This is a genomic window from Okeania sp. SIO2B9 (assembly GCF_010672505.1).
Classification (GTDB): domain Bacteria; phylum Cyanobacteriota; class Cyanobacteriia; order Cyanobacteriales; family Microcoleaceae; genus Okeania; species Okeania hirsuta.
The window spans coordinates 1-3,485 of the sequence record NZ_JAAHGK010000837.1; the positions used below are offsets into that span (position 1 = coordinate 1).

The 3,485-nt window shown below is 39.1% G+C and carries 1 protein-coding gene, 1 tRNA gene and 1 pseudogene; all 3 read right to left on the reverse strand.

Features of this window, described 5'->3' with window-relative positions; all coding sequences use genetic code 11:
• Positions 1 to 405: 405 nt before the first annotated feature.
• Complete coding sequence (gene fba / locus F6K13_RS24185; RefSeq protein ID WP_124143977.1) at positions 406 to 1,485, reverse strand: class II fructose-bisphosphate aldolase; 1,080 nt, start codon at positions 1,483 to 1,485, stop codon at positions 406 to 408.
• Positions 1,486 to 2,077: 592 nt separating this feature from the next.
• Positions 2,078 to 2,149: transfer RNA gene (locus tag F6K13_RS24190), tRNA-Lys, on the reverse strand.
• A gap of 993 nt (positions 2,150 to 3,142) precedes the next feature.
• A pseudogene (locus F6K13_RS24195) lies at positions 3,143 to 3,485 on the reverse strand (aldose epimerase); the annotation flags it as partial.

A 3,485-nucleotide genomic window follows, 5' to 3' on the forward strand; every position in this document is an offset into this window, starting at 1 on the left:
TGGAGACAGGAGACAGGAGACAGGAGACAACCCTCCCCTCGCCCCTCGCCCTCCCAGGAGGGGAAGACAGGAGAAAAGGGTCGGGAGCGAGGGGGTAGGAGTAAAAATTGTCAATTTGGGATTTTTCTGCCCAACTATGAGCCTAAAATACTAACTTTTTGAGCATCAATAGCTGAAAAATTTGCACTGCAATTCGACCCCAAAAAGACACTTTTCTTTATATGTCAATGCTTTTAGATTTAATCAGCAGAGCAATAATTAAATTAAAGTAGTGGGTTTCTCGATCGAGCAGTTAAGAATGCTAAAAAAAAATGAGAAACCCTAATTATTTTCAGGGCTTCTCATCAACTAAACTAATTAAATATTTCAGAAGCTTCAAATGTAGAATTCTGATTGTGCTATAAACTACACTGCTACTGCTTTTTTAGTAGTAGCAGCTAATTCTCCACTAGCATATTTGGCAGCAAACTCATCCAAGGTTTGAACCTTAATTTTGCTAGCGTTACCAGCAGTACCAAATTGTTGATAGCGATCAGCACAAACCTGTTTCATGTACTTGATAGAAGGTTTCATAAAGTGACGAGGGTCAAAGTTAGAAGGATCTTGAGCAGCAGCTTCACGAATAGCAGCAGTAATGGCCAAACGGTTATCAGTATCGATGTTTACCTTACGAACACCACTCTTGATTCCTTTTTGAATTTCTTCTACAGGTACACCATAGGTTTCTGGAATTGAACCACCATATTTGTTGATCATTTCCAACAAGTCTTGAGGTACAGAAGAAGAACCATGCATAACCAAGTGAGTATTGGGTAGGCGACGGTGAATTTCTTCAATACGGCTAATAGCTAGAATTTCTCCTGTAGGCTTACGGGTAAACTTGTAAGCACCATGGCTAGTACCAATAGCAACTGCTAGAGCATCTACTTGGGTACGTTCTACAAATTCTACTGCTTCATCTGGGTCTGTCAAAAGTTGTTCACGAGAAAGGACGCCTTCTGCACCATGACCATCTTCTTTATCGCCCATACCAGTTTCTAGAGAACCTAAGCAACCTAGTTCTCCTTCTACACTTACACCAATGGAGTGAGCAACTTTAACTACTTCAGCAGTAACATTAACGTTATAGTCGAAGCTAGCAGGAGTCTTAGCATCTGCCTCTAGGGAGCCATCCATCATCACGCTAGTGAAACCATGGCGCATAGCAGAATAGCAAGTAGAGGGTGCATTACCATGGTCTTGGTGCATGGCGATGGGAATATGAGGATATGTCTCTACGGCGGCTATAATTAAGTGACGTAGAAAAATTTCACCAGCATACTTACGCGCTCCACGAGAAGCTTGGAGAATTACAGGACTGTTTGTTTCATCAGCCGCCTGCATAATGGACTGAATTTGCTCCATGTTGTTGACATTATATGCAGGAATTCCATAACCGTTTTCTGCTGCGTGGTCTAATAATAACCGCATTGGTACGATAGCCATACCTTGTCCTCCTATATTTTTTGTTATTAGCCGATGGGTAAATTTGATTTACTTAAGTTTAAATCTTACGACAATATTAAGACAAATTGAAGATTCTGTCTATCAATATAATATTTTAGATATAAAAATTATTATGGCAAATAATATCTACCGCTTTAACGAAGTCAAAAGTCATAATTTCTAAGTCAGAAGTTATATTTGTAACGGGGATTTGAGCAAAGCTCCAAAAATATTTCGCCTTAAAAGACGGGGCTGCGCGACCCAATTAGGGTCTGCTGAAAAAATTGGTTGGTGGGGGTAGGACATGGGGACGCAGAGACACGGGGACGCGGAGATGGAGGAATAGGCAATGCTTTCAGCCATTTTATGTGAAGAAATCTTCTTGATTTTCAGCAGAAAATTTCAGTAAATTGATGCCAATAAGAGCCATAAACTTGGAGATAAACTGAATATCAAAAGCTCCATTACCTTAGCTATCCTGACTTTTAGCTTTATTCAGCAAGCCCCAATTATTTTGATAAGTATAAAGGCAGAAATTTTATAGAGCAGTGGTGAAGCTCTGAATTAATTATTTTTAAGATTTTAATATTAGTGGGTCGCCCGGGATTCGAACCCGGAACAAATCGGTTAAAAGCCGAGTACTCTACCGTTGAGCTAGCGACCCCTATTAATTTTGTTTTATTTCACACTTCCACTAACTATAGCATAGTCATAATTAATATTGCAATAGCTTTCAGAAAAAAATTTGAGATATTGTGAAACCTTTATGGACAATTTAGTTCTTCTATATAACATAATTAAGTTCATACCTAAGGAACAAATCAACACTAATCTCACTAACTATTAAATGTAGCAGTGTGCGGTGGTATATTTACAAATTGCAGGAACTGCCCAATAGCTAAAATTCTTATATTATCGGCTTTTTATTGCCCCTATTGCCTGTTGCCTGCGCACAGCGCTATATATAGCGTTTATCAAGTTACTGAAGTACAGTTATTTTTCTTCTTTTCTATTACCTACTACCTACTGCCTGCTCCCTACTCCCGCGCAACAAACGAATTTTATACCTCATCAGCATGGGAATTGCTATATGATAGTTATAAATATTTGACATCCTCTCAGGCCTGAAGGGGCCGGGATTCTCCTGAAACCAGGATTCTTGGTTTGCTGAAGCAAGGCTACGCCAACAATGAGTCCACTTAAATCAGATATGCAAGTGATATCTAAGCCAGAGATGGTTTTCTCCTCAAGGGTTTGCTCTATTGCCTCCTGCGGAGGAGCTGCGCTATCAATATCCTGTGGAATTATGCCCTACGGTACAGTTCAAACCTCAAAACTTTGGTTCTCTGATACTTGATGCTTAGAGTTTTTCCATGCACAAGCATTACTGTAAAAAAACTATTACTCTTCTCTTGTCTTCTCTTAGTCAACATTTCCTTGCGCCTGACGGCGACGCGGGGTCTGACCGCAGTTTTAAGGTGCTAGTTCTAGTATTAGTAGCTAGGTTTTTAGAGTGGTTGAATACCTTCCAACAAATTCTAGTATAACACAAATTCTAGTATAACACAAAGTTGCCCTTTTAGGGCAAGGCTTTAAACCCAATTTTTCGGTAAAATCATTACTTGTTTACCACTACCAAATATATAATATGCAAGCATTACAAAAATGTTGCAGTGAGCCTAACTAGCATTTCACAGGAAGACCCAGGCTCTAAATCAATTAAACGAGAACCTGTATTTAGGGAATTTGGAGTAGCTGTCCATGGTTCTAAACAATAAAATTCTTCATTTTTCACCGTCCAGAAAGCCATAGTTGAATAAGAAGATGTATAACTCAGAAGAATCTTGAGACCACGACTTCGATCGTAGACTGTAGTGGCCAACCCTGTTAATTTTTCAAATATTGCATTCACTTCATCTTGATTAAGGTCAAATTTACCATTATTATAGTGGACGATTCCTGTTTTTGGTTCCACATATTGCATTGAAGGGATATCAAAA

Excerpts from the sequence above, each read along its gene's own strand:
- fba (WP_124143977.1), bottom strand. The coding sequence starts at position 1,485 with ATGGCTATCGTACCAATGCGGTTATTATTAGACCACGCAGCAGAAAAC.